The organism is Pseudomonas poae (genome assembly GCA_028869255.1).
Lineage (GTDB): Bacteria > Pseudomonadota > Gammaproteobacteria > Pseudomonadales > Pseudomonadaceae > Aquipseudomonas > Aquipseudomonas poae_C.
The window spans coordinates 5,592,568-5,610,266 of sequence record CP110972.1 but is presented as its reverse complement, the minus strand read 5'-3'; the positions used below and the strand labels follow the sequence as shown (position 1 = coordinate 5,610,266).

Sequence of the window (17,699 nt, the reverse complement as noted above, 5' to 3'; positions counted from 1 at the left end):
ATTCCGTCAATGAAGCATGTTTTTTTTATCTAGATCTTAAATGCATATCTATAGAGCGGGCGCCGTGCGATAGGTGGCAGGGCTGAACACGCGGGTCACCACCAGCATCGCCACCACGGTCACCGTCAGCACCACCCAGGCGCTGATGAAGCTGCCGGTCAGCTCGCGCAGCCAGCCGGTCAGCCACGGCGATAGGGCGTTGATCAAAAAGCCCACGCCCTGCACAAAGGCCGCCAGTTGCCCGGCCTGGCGAGGGTCGCGATGGTGGTCGAGGGTCAGCAGCAGGCTCAGCGCGAAACACGCGCCCAGGCCGAAGCCGCACAAGGCCACCCACAGGTGGGGATAGCCCTGCGGCGCGAGGATCAAACCCAGGTAACCCACCGTCTGAGCCAGCAGGGCGATGCCCAGCAGTGGCCGACGGTCGATCCCGCGTTGTGCCAGCACCGGCATCAACAGCGCGGCGATCACCTGGAAGATAGTCATGAATGCCAGCAACGAACCGCTGGGCAGCACGCCCCAGCCCAATTGCTGATAGTAGGCCGGCAGCCACGCCACCATGCTCATGTAGCCGCAGTTCACCAGGCCGAAATACACCGCCAGCAGCCAGGCCCGGCGGTTGCGCAAACCCTGGAACGCAGGCACCCGCTGTGGGTTTTTCGCCGCACCCAGCGGCAGCCAGGCCCACAACAGCAACGCCGCCAGCGCCGGCAGCAGCCACACGCCCAACCCCGCCTGCCATTGCTGGAAGTGCGTGGCCACCACCGGGCTGAGCAGCGCCGCCAGCCCGCCACCGGCCATCAGTGAGGCCGAATACACGCCCATCGCCACCGGCACGCGGTGATGAAACTCGCGCTTGATCATCGCCGGCACCAAGGCCTGGATCAGCGCCACCCCGGCACCGCCAAGCAATGCCGTGACCAGCAGCGCCGACGCCTGGCCCATCAGCCAGCGCGCCAGGCACGCCAGCAAAACCATCATCAAGCCCAGGGCAATGCCGCGCCGTTCCCCCAACTGCGCCTCCACACGCACCCCCACCAACGCCACCAGGCCCATGCACACCACGGGCAGGCTGGTCAGCAGGGCGCTGCTCTGGAAACTCAAACCGGTGGCCAGGCGAATCTCGCCGAGCAACGGGCTGATCGAGCTGAGGATCGGCCGCAGGTTCAAGCCCAGGACCACCAGCAGGCCCCAGCCGGCGAGGGATTTATTCAGCTTCATGCAGGGTTTTCCATTCGCGATACAGGGCCGTCATGGCTGGGTCGGGCAGATGCTGGATTGGCAGGCGTTGTTCATGCACGGGCAGGCCGACCTGTTGGCCAATCGCCGCCGTCGACAGCCCGAACGGCTCGGCCATTGCGTTGCTGGCGGCAAACACCACCCGTTCCACGCCGCACAGGTACATGGCGCTCAGGCACATCGGGCACGGCTGGCCGCTGGCGTAGATCACGCAGCCCTCCAGGCGTGCGCCGAGCTGTTGGCTGGCAGCGCGAATCGCCAGCAGCTCGGCGTGGGCGGTGGGGTCCTGGCTCAGGTGGATCTCATTCACGGCGTCCACCAGCACTTCGCCGTTGCGCACCAGCACCGCGCCAAACGGGCGGCCACCCTGGGCCACGTTGGTCTGGGCCAGCCGAATGGCGCGTTGCAGGTGCTGTAGATCGTCGGTCATGGGGGCTCCTCCGGGCAGAATGGAGGGTGAAGTATGGGCAGCCATCGCGGTATTCTGAAATTAAATATAACCATGCCAATCAGTGGCAAACGCAATGGTGATGCCAATGTTCGACCCCGTGTTATTGCGCAGTTTCGTCGCCGTGGTGGATTGCGGCAATTTCACCCGCGCCGCCGAGCGACTGCACTTGACCCAGTCCACCGTGAGCCAGCAGATCCGCCGCCTCGAAGACGCGGTAACGTGCCAGTTGCTGGACCGCGACCAGCGCCGCGTGGTGCCCACCGCCGAGGGCGAAAGGCTGCTGGCCTATGCGCGACGCATCCTCGCGCTGCATGAAGAAGCGGCCGATGTGTTGATCAACCAGCAAAGTGACGGTGTGCTGCGCCTTGGCGTACCCGAAGACTTTGCCGCCGAGCGCCTGATGCCGTTGCTCTCGGCGTTTGTGCAGGCATTCCCACGGGTGCGCCTGGAGGTCACCAGCGGCCTGGGCCCCGAGTTGCAGCGCCAGTATCGCGGCGGTGAGTTCGATGTATTGCTGGTCAAGCAGATGGGCGACAGCGCCGACTGCCTGGCGTCGTGGCCGGAGCCGTTGTGCTGGGTCGACAGCCGCAGCACGCCCTCCCTGGCGCGCGACCCGTTGCCCTTGGTGGCCTTTCCGGTCGGCGGCCTGTACCGCAATGAAATGCTGCAGCACCTGGAAGTGGCCGGTTGGCGGTGGCGCATCGGCTATTCCAGCGCAAGCCTGGCCAGTGTGTGTTCGGCGGTGGCGGCGGGGCTGGGTATCAGTTTGTTGCCGCGCCGGGTGGTGCAGGCCGGGCATGTGGTGCTCGGCGTCGACAGCGGTTTGCCAGCGGTGCAGGGCGTGCGACTGGCGTTGTATGGCCGCAGTGGCCTGGGGGCGGCGGGGCAGAGTTTGCAGCGCCAATTGCTCGATTTGTGCGCAAACAGCCCTGCCTGACCCATGCCTTTGCTGAATATTTTTTATGCCTGAAAAGCATTGAAAATCGACACCTTCGCGCCAGCCCACGTGGGACGTGGCTTTGGCGTTTCTGAATGTTTCGTTTATTCATTTTTAATCTATGTATAACTTTAAAGATTACTTTAAGAGATAAGCGTCTGGCCCCGATGATTCAGCCCTCGACGGCCTCCCATGCAGGCCCGTCGGTTTTTTTGTTTCAAAACCGTAGGGAGTGAATCAATGGGCAAAGTCCAGACCGCCGCCAGTGCACACGAGGCGCAATGGCGCCAGGCACCGAGTGGTGAGTTGGTCGACCTTGGCCGGCCGCACCGCGCGCCGTTGGGGCAGTTGCGCACGCAGAAAACCCCGAAGCGCTTTTCGAGCCGACGCGAAGGGATTTTGCTCGGGCTGCTGGTGTTGGCCCTGCACGGCGCGGTGATTTATTGGGTAAGCCAGAAGCCCACCCCGGTGCTGCCGATTGTGCCGCCGGAAATCCCGCCGATGACCATCGAATTCTCACAACCGGCACCGCCGGTGGTGGAACCGCCTCCGCCTGTGCAGCCACCGCCGCCACCACCGGTGGTCGAGCCACCGCCGCCGGTGGTGGATGAGTTGGCCGCCAAGCCTGCGCCGAAAAAAATTCCGAAACCCAAGCCGGTGCCAAAGCCTGAGCCCAAGCCCGCACCCAAACCGGTCGAGCAACCGCCTGCGCCACCGACACCGGCTCCGCCAGCGCCAGCGCCCGTTGCGCCGCCGGCCCCGGCGCCGGTAACACCGGCTTCCGCCAACGCCGCGTACTTGAAGAACCCGGCGCCGGAATACCCGTCACTGGCTCAGCGTCGCGGTTGGGAAGGCACGGTGTTGTTGCGGGTGCATGTACTGGCCAGCGGCAAGCCGGGTGAGATCCAGATCCAGAAAAGCAGCGGTCGCCAGCAACTCGACGACGCCGCACTGACCGCCGTGAAGCGTTGGAGCTTCGTGCCGGCCAAGCAGGGCGATGTGGCCCAGGACGGCTGGGTCAGCGTACCGATTGATTTCAAGATTCACTAACTATTCGGCTGCGGTGTGTTGCACACGCCGCGACCTGCACAGAGGGAATACATCATGGCATTAGCATCTCCACTTGAATCCATCGAAAGCGCGGTGATCTGGCTGCTGGTGGTCTTTTCGGTCGCCACTTGGGGCTTCGCCTTGCTCAAGGGCCTGCAGTTCGGTCGCCTCAAGGCGCAGGATCGCAAGTTCCATAAACAGTTCTGGGCGGCATCGAGTCTCGACTCGGCCGCCGAGCTGGCCGAAACCCAGCCGGGCGCCGCTGCCCGTGTGGCCCAGGCCGGTTATGCCGCGATCCAGGTGGGAGATGCGCCGCATGCTGCCGACCTGAGCCAGGCGATCAACCACCAGGACCGCCTTGAACGTGCCCTGCGCCAGCAGATCGTGCGTGAACGCCGTTCCCTGGAAACCGGCCTGGCCGTGGTCGCCAGTATCGGCAGCACCTCGCCGTTTATCGGCTTGTTCGGCACCGTGTGGGGGATCATGGAAGCACTCAAGGGCATCAGCGCCGCCGGTTCCGCCAGCCTGGAAACCGTGGCCGGGCCGATTGGTGCAGCGCTGGTCGCCACCGGTGTGGGGATCGCCGTCGCGGTGCCTGCGGTGCTGGTCTACAACTATTTCCTGCGTCGCCTGAAGCTCACGGCTGCCGACCTCGACGACTTTGCCCACGACTTCTACAGCCTCGCGCAGAAGAACTCCTTCCGCGTGCTGCTGCACCCGGCCCTGACCAAAAACGCGGGCGGCAACCCGCAAAAAGTGAAGGAGGCGTCCTGAAATGGCCTTCTCCACGCAAGACAGTGATGAGGTGCTGAGCGAGATCAACGTCACGCCGCTGGTGGACGTGATGCTGGTGCTGCTGGTGGTGTTTATCGTCACCGCGCCGCTTCTGACCAACGCGATCCCGATCAACCTGCCCAAGACCGAGGCCGTGGCCCCGGTGGAGCAGAAAGACCCGCTGGTGGTGAGCATCGACGGCGCCGGCAAACTGTTTATCAACAAGGACGAAATCCAGCCGGACCTGCTGGAATTCAACCTGCAGGCGGCCAAGGCCAAGGACCCCGATGTGCGGGTGCAACTGCAGGCTGACGATGGAGTGAATTACGGCGAAGTGGCGCGAGCCATGGCGTCTATCGAACGCGCGGGGATTACCAAGCTGTCGGTGATTACTGCACGTTAAGTTTCAAAAGCCTCGACAATTTTTTGGCCGTCTCCTTGGCAGGGTGCGGCCTTTTTTTTGCCTGGGATTTAGGCCTCCTCGCTCATCTCCTGTGGAATCGGTTCAGTGTGGGAGCGGGCTTGCTCGCGAAGGCGGTGGGTCAGTAACAGATGCTCTGACTGATACACCGCCTTCGCGAGCAAGCCCGCTCCCACGGTTTGAGGTTTAGTGTGATTGGGTTTTTGGTTATTAATAAATAGCTTCTTATTCCTTAACGAATATAACACCCGTCCCTATACTGTTCAGCAACGTTAAACGCTGCAGGAGGGCACACCCATGCACAGCGAGTCGATTCGTTACCTGATCGTGCCGGGCTGGCAAGGATCGCCAGAAGATCATTGGCAAAGTCACTGGCAGAACAGCCTGCCCAACAGTGCGCGTGTGGAGCAGGCCGACTGGCTGACGCCACGCCGTGAAGACTGGGTAGCCGCGCTCGCCGAGGCGATCGCCGCCGACAGCACGCCGGTGATTCTCATCGCCCACAGCCTGGGCTGCATCACCGTTGCGCACTGGGCAGCCACAGCGCCGTTGCATTTTCTGCGGCAGGTCCGCGGCGCGTTGCTGGTGGCTCCGGCCGATGTCGAACGTCCCGCTTGCGCTCCGGCCTTGCGTAATTTCGCGCCTATTCCAACCGACCTGCTGCCGTTCCCCAGCCAAGTGGTCAGCTCCGACAACGACAGTGCCGTCAGCGCCCCTCGTGCGCTGGAGCTGGCGCGTAACTGGGGCGCCGAAGCCGGCATCCTGTCGGGCGCTGGCCATATCAATGTGAAGTCCGGTCACCAGCGCTGGGAACAGGGCTTTGCGTACCTCTATCGCCTGCAAAGCCGCCTTGAGCATCACGCACGGCGTACTGCCTGATATTTTTTCAACGCCCCGTCCCTGAGTGGATTTGGGGCGGGAGCCTGCCATGAGTCATGAAACCTTCGGCCAGCCACTGCTGACCTTCCCCGACGCCGAAAAAAGCCCGCTGAGCATCCGTGCCAAGGCCCTGGTGTTTGTCGACCCGCGTTCGCGACAGCTACGCGAAGACCTGGAAAACCTCGCCCCCCGCGCCTTGCCGGTGTTGATTCGCGGCGAGACCGGCAGCGGTAAAGAGTTGCTGGCGCGGCATATCCACCGTGGCAGCGACCGCACCGGTTTGTTTGTCTCGGTCAATTGCGGCGCCATCAGCCCAACCTACGCCGACGCCGAGCTGTTCGGCTACGCGGCCGGGGCTCACAGCGGAGCGGCCAGCAGCCGGGCCGGGTGGTTCGGCTCGGCGAATGGCGGCACTTTGTACCTGGATGAAATCGGCGACTTGCCGCTGCCGATCCAGGTCAAGCTGCTCGCCGCCCTGGAAAATCACGAAGTGACCCGCGTGGGTGCGCATCAGCCCAGCCCGGTGGACGTGCGTCTGGTGGCCGCCACCAGCATCGACCTGGCCCAGGCGGTGGCGGCGGGCAAGTTTCATGAGCGGTTGTTTCATTACCTGAGCGAAGGCCAACTGGAACTGCCGGCCTTGCGCGAGCGTGTGGGCGACATCCTGTCCCTGGCCGAGTACTTCCTCGGCATCTACAGCCAGCGCCTCGACCTGCCGGTGCCGCTGATCAGCGACGCGGCCCAACAGGTACTTGAGCACCACAGTTGGCCGGGCAATACCCGCGAACTGGAAAACGTTATTCACTTTGCCTTGCTGGTCAGCAGCGGCGACGAGATTTTGCCCGAGCATTTGAACCTGCCCGTAGCGGGCTCGCCGCTTGAGCAGGTGCGGCGGATTTTCGCGAGTGCCAGCCCCGCCGAGCGGGAAACCTTGCGCAGCTTTCTACATGAACAAAATGGAATATCAACGTGAATAAAAGATATTGTTCGGGAATAAAAAATATAGGTATTGTCCATCCCACGCCGCGATAGCACTTCGCTGGCACACCACATAAAAAACGGTCGTCAGAGACGCCCCGGAATTTCGATAAGGACACTGCATGAAAAAGGTTCTGTTGTTTACCGCACTGGCGGCTGCCCTGACTGCAAGCTTCGCCCAGGCCAACGAGAAACTGGTGGTTGCCGCCACCCCGATCCCGCACGCCGAGATTCTTGAACTGGTCAAACCGACCCTGGCCAAAGAAGGCGTGGACCTGGAAATCAAAGTGTTCACCGACTACGTACAGCCAAACGTACAAGTCGCCGAGAAGCGTCTGGACGCCAACTATTTCCAGACCCTGCCGTACCTGAAAAATTTCAACGAAGGTAAGGGCACCAACCTGGTCACCGTGGTTGGCGTGCACGTTGAACCCTTCGGCGGTTACTCGAGCAAGATCAAGAAGATTGAAGATCTGAAAGACGGCGCCACCGTGGCTATCCCGAACGAAGGCTCCAACAGTGGCCGCGCGCTGCTGCTGCTGCAAAAGAACGGTCTGATCACGTTGAAAGACCCAACCAACGCCCTGGCCACACCGAAAGACATCAAAGACAACCCGAAAAACCTCAAATTCAAGGAGCTGGAATCGGCCTTGCTGCCACGCGTTTTGAAAGAGGTTGACCTGGACCTGATCAACACCAACTACGCCCTGGAAGCCGGCCTGAACCCAGCCAAAGACGCGCTGATCATCGAAGACGCCAAGTCGCCGTACGTGAACTTCCTGGTGGCTCGCCCGGACAACAAGGACAGCGCCGCAATCCAGAAACTGGCCAAAGCCCTGACCAGCCCGGAAGTCAAAGCCTTCATCGAGAAGAAGTACAACGGCGCGGTAGTGCCTGCGTTCTGATGTAAACAAAACCCCCTTCAAGGTTTGAACGCCGACGGCTAGTACAGCGTCGGCGTTTTTTTATGGGCTTTGGAATGCATTCAAAACGGTGGGAGAGCGCTTGTTGTGGCGAGGGAGCTTGCTCCCGTTCGACTGCGCAGCAGTCGCCGATAGTGGGGGCGCTTCGCACCCCAACGGGAGCAAGCTCCCTCGCCACAAAAGCCAGCTCCCACAGAGAGCGGTGAAGTTTCAGAGTGCGCGGCTGTTAATCGCCCTGCGCAACGCCACCAACCATTTCACCAGCTCCTGCGGATCAATCGGTTTTGCTTGGTTCATTGTTCAATCCCTCGAATTACAGACCCCTCAACCATAGCCGCCACGCGCCAAACCCGTGAATCCGCCGGTTATCTTTTTGGGTGATATCAATATGCTATTTAGGTATTTAAATTTTACTTTTTATACCTTTAAAGTTCGCGCTACCCGGCGTTACCCACGCCGGATCGGACTGCGCTCGCTGCATTACCCTTGCGGCGTCATGGACTCAAGATGACCTTCGATTTCGCTTTTATCCTCAGTACCCTGCCGGCGTTTCTCAAGGCCGTGGGGGTGACGCTGCAAGTGGGCCTGATCGCCATTGCCACGTCCTTGCTGGTGGCGCTGATCAACGCGGCGCTGCTGGTGTTTCGCACGCCCTACCTGTCGCGCCTGGTGGCGTTGTATGTGGAGCTGGCGCGTAACACGCCGCTGCTGATCCAACTGTTTTTCGTGTACTTCGCACTGCCGGCCCTGGGTTTCAATATCTCCGGGTTCTGGGCCGCGATCATTACCATGACCTTCCTCGGCGGCGCCTACCTCACCGAAGTGCTGCGCGCCGGTGTGGAAGCGGTACCGCTGGCGCAGATCGAATCCGGCAAGTCCATCGGCCTGTCCGACTGGCAACTGCTGCGCCATGTGATCCTGCCCCAGGCCGGTATCCTCAGCCTGCCGGCACTGTTCGCCAATTTCATCTTCCTGCTCAAGGAGACCACCGTGGTCTCTGCGGTGGCGGTGCCGGAGATTCTCTACACCACCAAGAGCTACATCGCGCTCTACTACAAAACCTACGAAATGCTCGCCGTGCTGACGCTGATTTGCGTGCTGTTGTTCTTGCCGCTGTCGCTGCTGCTCAGCCGCCTGGAAAGGAGGCTCCAGCATGGCCAGTTCGGGTCTTGAGTTGCTGTGGGTGTCGTTGCCGCAATTGGGCAAAGGCGCTGCGCAAACCCTGTCGATTTCGTTTTTGAGCATTGCCTTCAGCACCGTCGGTGGCGTGTTGTATGGCGTGCTGCGCACCCTGAACAACAAGCTGATCAACGCGGTGCTGCGGGTTTACCTGGAGCTGTTCCGGGCGATCCCGGTGCTGGTGTGGTTGTACCTGCTGTTTTTCGGCCTGCCGATTTTCTTCGGCCTGAGCATTCCGAGCTTCTGGTGCGCGGTGCTGGTGCTGTCGCTGTGGGGCGCCAGCGAGGTCGGCGAAGTGGTGCGCGGTGCGCTGCATTCGCTGCCGCGTGGGCAGCGTGAAGCGGGGTTGTCGATTGGCCTGTCGGACCCACAGCTGTACGGCTACGTGTTGCTGCCCCAGGCCCTCAAACGCATGACGCCGCCGACCATCAACGTCTATACGCGCATCATCAAGACCAGCTCCCTGGCCGTGCTGATCGGCGTGGTGGATGTGATCAAGGTTGGCCAGCAAATCATCGAGCGCACCTATGAGTCGGTATTGATCTACGGCGCGCTGTTCCTGTTTTTCTTCTTTATCTGCTACCCGTTGTCGGCCGCCTCCAAGGTGCTGGAACGGCGCTGGGCCCAAGCATGAGCGCATTGATCGAGTTCCAGGGTTTCAATAAATTCTTCGGCGAGACGCAGGTGCTCAAGGGCATCGACCTGAGTGTGCAAAGCGGCGAAGTGGTGGTGATCCTCGGCCCCAGCGGCTGCGGCAAAAGTACCTTGCTGCGCTGCCTCAACGGCCTGGAAGTGGCCCACAGCGGCAGCCTGCGGTTTGCCGGCAAGGAGCTGCTGGACAAGGCCACCGACTGGCGCCAGGTGCGCCAGGACGTGGGTATGGTGTTCCAGAGCTACCACCTGTTCCCGCACATGAGCGTGCTCGACAACATCCTGCTCGGCCCGCTCAAAGTGCAGAAACGCGACCCGCGTGAAGCCCGCGCCCAAGCCGAAAAACTGCTGGAGCGCGTGGGCCTGGCCGACAAGCGCGACGCCTTCCCGCGTCAGCTGTCCGGCGGCCAGCAGCAACGCATCGCCATCGTCCGCTCGTTGTGCATGAACCCCCAGGTCATGCTGTTTGACGAAGTTACCGCCGCCCTTGACCCGGAAATGGTCAAGGAAGTGCTGGAAGTCATCCAGGGACTGGCCCGTGATGGCATGACCCTGCTGATCGTCACCCATGAAATGGCCTTCGCCCGCGCCGTCGCCGACCGCGTGGTGTTTATGGAGGCCGGTCGCATCCTCGAACACAACACCCCCGAGGCATTCTTTACGAACCCGCAAACCGCACGCGCGCAGCAGTTCCTGGAGAAGTTCTCCTTTGTTTCAACACTGCCCAAAAAACCTAAGGAACTCGCGCTGCTATGAAAAAGTTACTGCTGCCACTGTTTGCCGTCGCCTTACTGGCCGGCTGCGATAAAAAGGCCGAAGAGCCCGCCAAACCAACCGCCGCTGCGAGCTACATCGACAAGATCAAGGCGCGCGACAAGCTCATCGTCGGCGTATTCACCGACAAGCCGCCGTTCGGTTTTGTAAACGAAGCCGGCCGCTACGTGGGTTTTGATACCGACATCGGTCGCCAATTCGCCAAGGACCTGCTGGGCGATGAAAACAAGGTTGAGTTTGTGGCCGTCGAGCCGGCCAGCCGTATTCCGTTCCTGCAAAGCGACAAGGTCGACCTGATCCTCGCCAACATGACCGTGACCCCGGAGCGCAAGGAAGCGGTGGACTTCACCAACCCCAACCTCAAAGTCGCGGTGCAGGCCTTGGTGCCTAACGACAGCGCGGTAAAAAGCCTGAATGACCTGGCTACCCGCACCACCATCGTCACCACCGGCACCACCGCCGATATCTGGCTGACCAAGAACCATCCGGACTGGAAACTGCTCAAGTTCGAGAAAAATTCCGAGTCGCTGCAAGCGCTGTCGGCCGGTCGCGGTGATGCTTACGCGCAAGACAACCTGGTGCTGTTCAGCTGGGCCAAGCAGAACCCGGGCTACCGCGTGCTGGAAGAGAAACTCGGTGATGAAGCACCGATTGCCCCGGCGGTGAAGAAGGGCAATATCGAACTGCGTGACTGGGTGAATGCCGAGTTGGCGAAGTTGGGTGAAGAGAAGTTCCTGCTCAAGCTGTACGACCAATATGTGCGTAAAGAGCTGAGCGATGACACCAAGCCTGAGAGTGTGATTGTGGAAGGCGGGAAGTGGCAGGGCTGATCCCTTGTTCCTGTGGTGACTGATCTACCGCTTTCGCGAGCAAGCCAGCACCCACAATTGACCGCGTTTCAAAGGTGGAATGCTGAAAAATGTGGGAGCGGGCTTGCCCGCGAAGAGTCCCTCACCGGCGACGATTACTCCGGCCAATGCCACGCCGGTGCATCCAATATCCCCTGCCCAACGATTTGGGTTTCCCCCAACACCTTCTCCAGCACAATCGAATTACACCCCTCATCCTGTTGCAGTGCCGCAATCAAGCGGCTGGCATGCGACACCACCCACACCTGGCATTGCTGCGACGCCTGGATAATCAAGCGCGCCAATGCCGGCAACAGGTCCGGGTGCAGGCTGGTTTCCGGTTCGTTCAGCACCATCATGGTCGGTGGCCGTGGCGTGAGCAGTGCGGCGATCAACAGCAGGTAACGCAAGGTGCCGTCCGACAACTCCGCCGCCGATAATGGCCGCAGCAAACCTTCCTGATAAAACTCGATCGCAAAGCGCCCGCCCTGCAGTGGCTCGATGTTCAAACGTGCACCGGGGAATGCATCGCTGACCGCCCGCTGCAATGCCTCGGGGTCGCCAATCTCGCGAATGGTCTGCAACGCCGCCGCCAGGTCGCGGCCATCGTGATGCAGCACCGGTGTGCGCGTGCCCAGTTGGGGCTGGCGCACGGGCGCATCGACGTCGCTGCGAAAGTGATCATAAAAACGCCAGCCACGGATGCTCTCGCGCAGCAGCAACACTTCCGGCGAGCCGCGCAGGCTGCCGACCTGATCGAACAGGCTGTGGTAGTTCGGTGTGTGCTGGGCCAGCACATCCCAGGCGCGGCCGTCACGAGCCCGCACCATCGGCCCCGAGCGCTGCACCAGCAGGCTGGCCGGGCGGTAGAGATGGCCGGCCCAGATGCATTCCTTCTTCACTTCAGGGTCCAGGGCGAAAAACGAACGGCTCGGCTCGGGCAATCCCAGGGAAATGGCGTAGCTGAAATCTTCCCCCGCAAACCCCAGGCGCAGACGCTTGACGCCCTGGCGGACCACGGCTTCGACCGGCACCTCGCCCTTGCGCATGCGCCGGCTGATGGTTTCGGGGCCGGCCCAGAAGGTCGAGTCCAGCCCGCCCTCACGGGCCAGTGCATTGATCACCCCGCCTTGAGCGGTTTCGGCCAGCAGGCGCAGGGCGCGGTACAGGTTGGATTTGCCGCTGCCATTGGGCCCGGTGATCAGGTTCAACCGATTCAGCGGCACCACCAATTTATTGATCGAGCGGTAATTGGCCACCGCGAGGGTCTTGAGCATGAGCATTCAGTCGGCTTGGGAACCATTGGAGTATGGGAGCCTCCATGCAGATAAGGAACCCTCAACTAAGCTCACAGTCGCATACACACTGGCAAGTCGGCATCACGCAAAAGGAGCCTGCATGGGCGGTCGAATTTTCACCTGTATTCTCGGGCTTGGCCTACTGACGCTGCTGAGCGGCTGTGGCCAGGAAAAAGCCGAGCCCAAGGCGCATTCACGGGTGTTTGTGCAAACCGTGCAGTCGGCTGACTTCGCCGCGGCGGTGACCCTGACCGGGGATATCCAGGCCCGGGTGCAAACCGATTTGTCCTTTCGCGTGGGCGGCAAAATCATCCAGCGCATGGTGGATGTGGGCGACCGCGTGACCGCCAAGCAAGTACTGGCCAAGCTCGACCCCAAGGATTTGCAGACCAACGTCGACTCGGCCCAGGCCCAGGTCGTGGCCGAACAGGCGCGGGTCAAGCAGACCGCCGCCGCCTTTGTGCGCCAGCAAAAGCTGCTGCCCAAGGGTTACACCAGCCGCAGCGAATATGACTCTGCCCAAGCCGCGCTGCGCAGCAGCCAAAGTGCCCTGGCCGCCGCGCAAGCCCAGTTGGCCAATGCCCGCGAACAACTCGGCTATACCGCATTGATCGCGGATGCACCGGGTGTGATCACTGCGCGCCAGGCTGAAGTCGGCCAGGTGGTGCAGGCCACCGTGCCGATTTTCAGCCTGGCTACCGACGGCGAGCGCGATGCGGTGTTCAACGTCTATGAGTCCTTGCTGGTGGAGCCGCCGCCGGATGCGCCGATCACCGTCAGCCTGTTGGATAACCCGAGTATCAAGGCTGTGGGTAAAGTCCGCGAAGTCACGCCCGCCGTGGCGGCCAATACCGGCACGGTGCAGGTGAAGATCGCCCTGCAATCCCTGCCCAAAGGCATGCAGTTGGGCTCGGTGGTGAGTGCCACCGCCAACGGCCCGGCCAAGGCCAGCATCGAGTTGCCCTGGTCGGCGTTGACCAAAGACCTCAGCGAGCCCGCCGTGTGGCTGATCGACGGTGACGGCAAGGCGCAACTGCACAAAGTCACGGTGGCGCGTTACCTCACCGGCAAAGTGATCATCGGCGACGGCCTTAAGGGCGGCGAAAAAGTCGTGGTGGCCGGTGGGCAATTGCTGCACCCCGGCATGCAGGTCGAGATCGCCCAGCAAGGAGCCCAGCCATGAAGCGCCTGACGGCCCTGCTCGCCGCCAGCCTGTTGCTGGTGGCCTGCTCCAAGGAAGAACCCGCGCCCGAGCCCGTACGGCCGGTGCTGTCGATGCAAGTGACGTCCGAGGACCAGGAAACCCTCGGCCGTTTCGCCGGCACCATCCAGGCCCGCTATGAAAGCAACCTGGGGTTCCGCGTGCCCGGGCGCATCGCCCGCCGCGCCGTGGATGTAGGCGCCGAGGTGGAGAAGGGCGCCTTGCTCGCCGTGCTTGACCCCACCGATCAACAGAACCAACTGCGCGCGGCCCAGGGCGACCTTGCCCGCGTGCAGGCGCAGTTCATCAATGCCCAGGCCAATGCGCGCCGGCAGCAGGAGCTGTTCAACCGCGGCGTCGGCGCCCAGGCTCAACTGGATGTGGCCCAGACCGACCTGAAAACCACCCAGGCCAGCCTCGACCAGGCGCAGGCCTCGGTCAATCAGGCCAAGGACCAGCTCAACTACGCCGAGCTGCGCACCGACCACGCTGGCATTGTCACCGCCTGGAATGCCGAGGCTGGCCAGGTGGTCAGCGCCGGTCAGCAAGTGGTGACGCTGGCCCGCCCGGACATCAAGGAAGCGGTGATCGACCTGCCCGCGGGCCTTGCCGAGCGCCTGCCGGCGGATGTGGTGTTTGTGGTCGCCGGGCAACTCGACCCCGGCGTGCACACCACGGCCATCGTGCGCGAGATCGAACCCCAGGCGCAAAGCGCCACGCGCACCCGCCGTGCGCGCCTGACCCTGGCCGAGACGCCCCCCGCGTTTCGCCTCGGCACCGCCATCAGCGTGACCTTGAGCACCGCCATCGCCCCGCGCATCGAAGTGCCTTTGAGCGCCTTGCAGGAGGTCGACGGCAAGACCCGCATCTGGCTGCTCGACACCCAAAGCCAGACCGTACAGCCGCGAGACATCACCGTGATCAGCCGTGACACCAGCAGTGCCTTGCTCAACGGCGGCGTCAAACCCGGCGAACGCATCGTTACCGCCGGTGTGAACAGCCTGAAGCCCGGGCAAAAAGTTAAAATTGACGAGGACAGCCCGCGATGAAAGGGAGCTTCAACTTATCCGACTGGGCCCTCAAGCATCAGTCCTTCGTCTGGTACCTGATGTTCGTCGCGCTGCTGATGGGCGTGTTCTCCTACATGAACCTGGGCCGCGAGGAAGACCCCTCGTTCACCATCAAAACCATGGTGATCCAGACCCGCTGGCCGGGCGCGACCCAGGAAGAAACGCTCAAGCAGGTCACCGACCGCATCGAGAAAAAACTCGAAGAACTCGACTCCCTCGACTACGTGAAAAGCTACACCCGGCCGGGCGAGTCCACGGTGTTCGTGTTCCTCAAAGACACCACCAGCGCCAAGGCCATCCCGGAGATCTGGTACCAGGTACGCAAGAAAATCGACGACATTCGCGGCACCTTCCCCCAGGGGTTGCAGGGGCCGTCGTTCAACGACGAGTTCGGTGATGTGTTCGGCTCGGTGTACGCCTTTACCGGCGACGGCCTGTCGATGCGCCAGCTGCGCGACTATGTAGAGCAAGTGCGCGCCGAGATCCGTTCGGTGCCGGGCCTGGGCAAGGTCGAGATGATCGGCCAGCAGGACGAAGTGATTTACCTGAATTTCTCCACGCGCAAACTCGCGGCGTTGGGGGTTGACCAGCGCCAGGTCGTGCAAAGCCTGCAATCGCAGAACGCCGTGACGCCCGCCGGGGTGATCGAAGCCGGGCCGGAGCGGATTTCTGTGCGCACGTCGGGGCAGTTCGCCTCGGAGAAGGACCTGGCCAACGTCAACCTGCGGCTCAATGACCGCTTCTATCGCCTGGCGGATATCGCCGAGATCAGCCGTGGCTACGTCGACCCGGCGCGGCCGATGTTCCGGTTCAACGGCAAACCGGCGATCGGCCTGGCCATCGCCATGCAGAAGGGCGGCAATATCCAGTCCTTCGGCAAGGCCCTGCACACCCGCATGGACGAGCTGACCGCCGACCTGCCGGTGGGCGTCGGCGTGCACAAAGTGTCCGACCAGGCCGAAGTGGTGGAAGAAGCCGTCGGCGGCTTTACCAGCGCGCTGTTTGAGGCGGTGATCATCGTCTTGGTGGTGAGCTTTATCAGCCTCGGCATGCGCGCCGGGCTGGTGGTGGCGTGCTCGATTCCGTTGGTGCTGGCGCTGGTGTTTGTGTTCATGGAATACAGCGGCATCACCATGCAGCGCGTGTCGCTCGGTGCCTTGATCATCGCCCTCGGCCTGTTGGTGGACGACGCGATGATCACCGTGGAGATGATGATCACGCGCCTGGAGAAAGGTGAAACCAAGGAGCAGGCGGCGACCTACGCCTACACCTCCACCGCGTTCCCGATGCTCACCGGTACGCTGGTGACCGTGGCGGGGTTTGTACCGATCGGCCTCAACGCCAGCTCGGCGGGTGAGTACACCTTCACTCTGTTCGCGGTGATTGCCGTGGCGATGCTGGTGTCGTGGGTAGTGGCGGTGCTGTTTGCACCGGTGATCGGCGTGCATATCCTCAGCGCCAACGTAAAACCGCACAGCGCCGAGCCTGGGCGCATTGGCCGCGCCTTCAACGGCGGCATGCTGTGGGCCATGCGCAACCGCTGGTGGGCTATCGGGATTACCGTCGGCCTGTTTGTGGCGTCGGTGTTTTCCATGCAGTTTGTGCAGAACCAGTTTTTCCCGTCATCGGATCGCCCGGAGATTCTGGTCGACCTCAACCTGCCGCAAAACGCCTCGATCAACGAGACCCGCAAAGCGGTCGACCGCCTGGAAGCGATCATCAAGGATGACCCGGATATCGCCCGCTGGAGCACCTATATTGGCCAGGGCGCGATTCGTTTCTACCTGCCCCTCGACCAGCAACTGGAAAACCCTTACTACGCGCAGCTGGTGATCGTCAGCAAGGGCCTGGAGGAGCGCGGCGAATTGATTGCGCGCCTGCAAAAACGCCTGCGCGATGACTTTGTGGGCATCGGCAGCTTTGTGCAGCCGCTGGAAATGGGCCCGCCGGTGGGCCGTCCGATCCAGTACCGGGTTTCCGGCAAAGACACCGACCAGGTGCGCAAACACGCCATCGAACTGGCGACCTTGCTGGATAAAAACACCCATCTCGGGGAAATCATTTACGACTGGAACGAGCCCGGCAAAGTGCTGCGCGTGGACATCGCCCAGGACAAGGCGCGCCAGCTCGGGCTGTCGTCCGAAGACGTGGCGCAGTTGATGAACAGCGTGGTCAGCGGCTCGTCGGTAACCCAGGTGCACGACGATATCTACCTGATCAACGTGGTCGGCCGCGCCGAAGACGCCGAGCGTGGCACCCCGGAAACCTTGCAGAACCTGCAGATCGTTACGCCCAACGGCACCTCGATTCCGCTGCTGGCGTTCGCCACCGTGCGGTATGAGCTGGAGCAGCCGCTGGTATGGCGTCGCGACCGCAAGCCGACCATCACCATCAAGGCCTCGGTCCGCGATGAGATGCAGCCGACCGACCTGGTCAAGCAGCTCAAGCCCGAGATCGACAAGTTCAGTGCCGGCCTTCCGGTGGGCTACAAGGTGGCCACTGGCGGTACTGTGGAAGAGAGCGGCAAGGCCCAGGGCCCGATTGCCAGTGTGGTGCCGTTGATGCTGTTCCTCATGGCGACGTTCCTGATGATCCAGCTGCACAGCGTGCAGAAGATGTTCCTGGTGGCGAGTGTCGCGCCGCTGGGGTTGATCGGCGTGGTGCTGGCGTTGATCCCCACGGGCACGCCCATGGGCTTTGTGGCGATCCTCGGGATTTTGGCGCTGATCGGCATCATCATCCGCAACTCGGTGATCCTGGTGACGCAGATTCATGAATACGAAGTGGCCGGCTATACGCCGTGGGATGCGGTGGTGGAAGCCACCGAGCACCGGCGTCGGCCGATCCTGCTGACCGCTGCTGCGGCAAGCCTGGGCATGATTCCGATTGCACGGGAAGTGTTCTGGGGGCCGATGGCTTACGCCATGATTGGCGGGATTATCATCGCAACTTTGCTAACACTTTTGTTTTTGCCTGCGTTGTATGTGGCTTGGTACAAGATCCGGGAGCCCAAACAACCCCAGAGCTGA

Annotated in this window: 17 protein-coding genes; 14 read left to right on the top strand and 3 right to left on the bottom strand. The window is 62.0% G+C overall.

Features of this window, described 5'->3' with window-relative positions:
- Positions 1-48 precede the first annotated feature (48 nt).
- Together LRS56_25435 and LRS56_25430 are read right to left on the bottom strand one after the other, a co-directional pair.
- Positions 49-1,218, bottom strand: coding sequence for a CynX/NimT family MFS transporter (locus tag LRS56_25435; protein ID WDU62075.1), 1,170 nt, complete (start codon positions 1,216-1,218; stop codon positions 49-51).
- A complete protein-coding gene (locus LRS56_25430; protein WDU62074.1) occupies positions 1,205-1,666 on the bottom strand; it encodes a nucleoside deaminase in 462 nt (153 codons plus the stop codon). The genes LRS56_25435 and LRS56_25430 overlap by 14 nt, the downstream gene beginning before the upstream one ends.
- Positions 1,667-1,772: 106 nt before the next feature.
- Here LRS56_25430 and LRS56_25425 point away from each other — a divergent pair, with 106 nt between their 5' ends.
- The 11 genes from LRS56_25425 to LRS56_25375 all read left to right on the top strand — a co-directional run bounded on the left by LRS56_25425 (position 1,773) and on the right by LRS56_25375 (position 11,083).
- A complete protein-coding gene (locus tag LRS56_25425; GenBank protein WDU62073.1) occupies positions 1,773-2,624 on the top strand; it encodes a LysR family transcriptional regulator in 852 nt (283 codons plus the stop codon).
- A gap of 240 nt (positions 2,625-2,864) precedes the next feature.
- Positions 2,865-3,674 (top strand): energy transducer TonB, encoded by an 810-nt coding sequence (locus LRS56_25420; protein ID WDU62072.1) that lies wholly within the window; start codon positions 2,865-2,867, stop codon positions 3,672-3,674.
- A 51-nt stretch (positions 3,675-3,725) separates the two neighbouring features.
- A complete protein-coding gene (locus LRS56_25415) occupies positions 3,726-4,448 on the top strand; it encodes a MotA/TolQ/ExbB proton channel family protein (protein WDU65814.1) in 723 nt (240 codons plus the stop codon).
- 1 nt (position 4,449) lies between these two features.
- Positions 4,450-4,851 carry a biopolymer transporter ExbD gene (locus tag LRS56_25410; GenBank protein ID WDU62071.1) on the top strand — a complete coding sequence of 134 codons (402 nt, stop codon included), beginning with the start codon at positions 4,450-4,452 and terminating at the stop codon, positions 4,849-4,851.
- Positions 4,852-5,166: 315 nt separating this feature from the next.
- On the top strand, positions 5,167-5,748 hold the full coding sequence (locus tag LRS56_25405; protein WDU62070.1) for an alpha/beta hydrolase: 582 nt from the start codon (positions 5,167-5,169) through the stop codon (positions 5,746-5,748).
- A gap of 49 nt (positions 5,749-5,797) precedes the next feature.
- On the top strand, positions 5,798-6,721 hold the full coding sequence (locus LRS56_25400; protein WDU62069.1) for a sigma 54-interacting transcriptional regulator: 924 nt from the start codon (positions 5,798-5,800) through the stop codon (positions 6,719-6,721).
- A 127-nt stretch (positions 6,722-6,848) separates the two neighbouring features.
- Entirely contained in the window at positions 6,849-7,631 is a 783-nt protein-coding gene (locus LRS56_25395; GenBank protein WDU62068.1) for a MetQ/NlpA family ABC transporter substrate-binding protein, read from the top strand.
- 525 nt (positions 7,632-8,156) lie between these two features.
- The gene (locus tag LRS56_25390; GenBank protein ID WDU62067.1) at positions 8,157-8,822 is read left to right on the top strand and encodes an amino acid ABC transporter permease; all 666 of its coding nucleotides are present in this window, start codon (positions 8,157-8,159) and stop codon (positions 8,820-8,822) included.
- A complete protein-coding gene (locus tag LRS56_25385; protein WDU62066.1) occupies positions 8,803-9,462 on the top strand; it encodes an amino acid ABC transporter permease in 660 nt (219 codons plus the stop codon). Before LRS56_25390 ends, LRS56_25385 begins: the two co-directional genes overlap by 20 nt.
- Positions 9,459-10,235 (top strand): amino acid ABC transporter ATP-binding protein, encoded by a 777-nt coding sequence (locus tag LRS56_25380; protein WDU62065.1) that lies wholly within the window; start codon positions 9,459-9,461, stop codon positions 10,233-10,235. Before LRS56_25385 ends, LRS56_25380 begins: the two co-directional genes overlap by 4 nt.
- Entirely contained in the window at positions 10,232-11,083 is an 852-nt protein-coding gene (locus LRS56_25375) for a transporter substrate-binding domain-containing protein (GenBank protein WDU62064.1), read from the top strand. Before LRS56_25380 ends, LRS56_25375 begins: the two co-directional genes overlap by 4 nt.
- A 134-nt stretch (positions 11,084-11,217) precedes the next feature.
- On the opposite strand, the gene LRS56_25370 is transcribed toward LRS56_25375, so the two are convergent.
- Positions 11,218-12,378 (bottom strand): AAA family ATPase, encoded by a 1,161-nt coding sequence (locus tag LRS56_25370; protein WDU62063.1) that lies wholly within the window; start codon positions 12,376-12,378, stop codon positions 11,218-11,220.
- Between the two features lie 121 nt (positions 12,379-12,499).
- Between LRS56_25370 and LRS56_25365 the strand changes: the two genes are divergently transcribed.
- From LRS56_25365 to LRS56_25355, 3 genes are read left to right on the top strand one after another with little or no spacing between them, the layout of a single operon-like run.
- A complete protein-coding gene (locus tag LRS56_25365) occupies positions 12,500-13,582 on the top strand; it encodes an efflux RND transporter periplasmic adaptor subunit (GenBank protein ID WDU62062.1) in 1,083 nt (360 codons plus the stop codon).
- Positions 13,579-14,649: an efflux RND transporter periplasmic adaptor subunit gene (locus LRS56_25360; protein ID WDU62061.1), complete on the top strand. Its 1,071-nt coding sequence runs from the start codon at positions 13,579-13,581 to the stop codon at positions 14,647-14,649. The genes LRS56_25365 and LRS56_25360 overlap by 4 nt, the downstream gene beginning before the upstream one ends.
- Positions 14,646-17,699: an efflux RND transporter permease subunit gene (locus LRS56_25355; protein ID WDU62060.1), complete on the top strand. Its 3,054-nt coding sequence runs from the start codon at positions 14,646-14,648 to the stop codon at positions 17,697-17,699. Before LRS56_25360 ends, LRS56_25355 begins: the two co-directional genes overlap by 4 nt.

Excerpts from the sequence above, each read along its gene's own strand:
- LRS56_25435 (WDU62075.1), bottom strand. The coding sequence starts at position 1,218 with ATGAAGCTGAATAAATCCCTCGCCGGCTGGGGCCTGCTGGTGGTCCTG.
- LRS56_25430 (WDU62074.1), bottom strand. The coding sequence starts at position 1,666 with ATGACCGACGATCTACAGCACCTGCAACGCGCCATTCGGCTGGCCCAG.
- LRS56_25425 (WDU62073.1), top strand. The coding sequence starts at position 1,773 with ATGTTCGACCCCGTGTTATTGCGCAGTTTCGTCGCCGTGGTGGATTGC.
- LRS56_25420 (WDU62072.1), top strand. The coding sequence starts at position 2,865 with ATGGGCAAAGTCCAGACCGCCGCCAGTGCACACGAGGCGCAATGGCGC.
- LRS56_25410 (WDU62071.1), top strand. The coding sequence starts at position 4,450 with ATGGCCTTCTCCACGCAAGACAGTGATGAGGTGCTGAGCGAGATCAAC.
- LRS56_25405 (WDU62070.1), top strand. The coding sequence starts at position 5,167 with ATGCACAGCGAGTCGATTCGTTACCTGATCGTGCCGGGCTGGCAAGGA.
- LRS56_25400 (WDU62069.1), top strand. The coding sequence starts at position 5,798 with ATGAGTCATGAAACCTTCGGCCAGCCACTGCTGACCTTCCCCGACGCC.
- LRS56_25395 (WDU62068.1), top strand. The coding sequence starts at position 6,849 with ATGAAAAAGGTTCTGTTGTTTACCGCACTGGCGGCTGCCCTGACTGCA.
- LRS56_25390 (WDU62067.1), top strand. The coding sequence starts at position 8,157 with ATGACCTTCGATTTCGCTTTTATCCTCAGTACCCTGCCGGCGTTTCTC.
- LRS56_25385 (WDU62066.1), top strand. The coding sequence starts at position 8,803 with ATGGCCAGTTCGGGTCTTGAGTTGCTGTGGGTGTCGTTGCCGCAATTG.
- LRS56_25380 (WDU62065.1), top strand. The coding sequence starts at position 9,459 with ATGAGCGCATTGATCGAGTTCCAGGGTTTCAATAAATTCTTCGGCGAG.
- LRS56_25375 (WDU62064.1), top strand. The coding sequence starts at position 10,232 with ATGAAAAAGTTACTGCTGCCACTGTTTGCCGTCGCCTTACTGGCCGGC.
- LRS56_25370 (WDU62063.1), bottom strand. The coding sequence starts at position 12,378 with ATGCTCAAGACCCTCGCGGTGGCCAATTACCGCTCGATCAATAAATTG.
- LRS56_25365 (WDU62062.1), top strand. The coding sequence starts at position 12,500 with ATGGGCGGTCGAATTTTCACCTGTATTCTCGGGCTTGGCCTACTGACG.
- LRS56_25360 (WDU62061.1), top strand. The coding sequence starts at position 13,579 with ATGAAGCGCCTGACGGCCCTGCTCGCCGCCAGCCTGTTGCTGGTGGCC.
- LRS56_25355 (WDU62060.1), top strand. The coding sequence starts at position 14,646 with ATGAAAGGGAGCTTCAACTTATCCGACTGGGCCCTCAAGCATCAGTCC.